Annotated in this window: 1 protein-coding gene and 1 rRNA gene; both read right to left on the reverse strand. The window is 67.3% G+C overall.

What is annotated here, in order from left to right:
• Positions 1 to 367: hypothetical protein (locus IE247_RS33965; protein ID WP_190127223.1), on the reverse strand; the 367-nt coding region annotated here is incomplete at its 3' end.
• Between the two features lie 221 nt (positions 368 to 588).
• Positions 589 to 705: ribosomal RNA gene (gene rrf, locus IE247_RS33970) — 5S ribosomal RNA — on the reverse strand.
• Positions 706 to 707 lie beyond the last annotated feature (2 nt).

Genomic DNA, 707 nt, shown 5'->3' on the forward strand with positions numbered 1-707 from the left:
CCACCGCCGGAGGGGCGGTCATCGCGACGGAAGCCACCGCCACCACCGGACGACGGCCGGTCATCGCGTCGACCGTAGCCACCACCGGAGGAGGGACGGTCGTCACGACGGCCATACCCACCGCCGCCGGACGGGCGGTCATCGCGACGGAAACCGCCGCCGGACGGGCGGTCGTCACGACGCGGAGCCCCACCAGACGGACGGTCATCGCGGCGGAAACCGCCGCCACCGCCGGACGACGGACGGTCGTCACGACGGCCATAGCCACCGCCACCACCACTACTGGGACGACCACCACGGTCATCACGCGGACCGCGATATCCGCCACGGTCGTCGTCACGACGAGGCCCACGGTCGTCACGGCCACCGCGGAATCCGCCCCGGTCGCCGCCGCCGTCCCTACGGCGCGGCTCGCGCTCGGAACGGTCGTCGGGAGAGTTGGTGGGCATCGGTGTGACTCCTGTCTTCGGGTACTACGTCATTCTCGCGCAGCCGGCGACCGGCCGCGCTTCGATCTATCTACACAACAAAACAAAAAAGGACCCTTGGTCCAGCGCGTGAACGCTGGACCAAGGGTCCTTAAATATTGTTCGGCGGCGTCCTACTCTCCCACAGGGTCCCCCCTGCAGTACCATCGGCGCTGAAAGGCTTAGCTTCCGGGTTCGAAATGTAACCGGGCGTTTCCCTAACGCTATGACCACCGAAAC

The sequence above is a fragment of the Streptomyces inusitatus genome (assembly GCF_014651115.1).
GTDB lineage: Bacteria > Actinomycetota > Actinomycetes > Streptomycetales > Streptomycetaceae > Streptomyces > Streptomyces amakusaensis.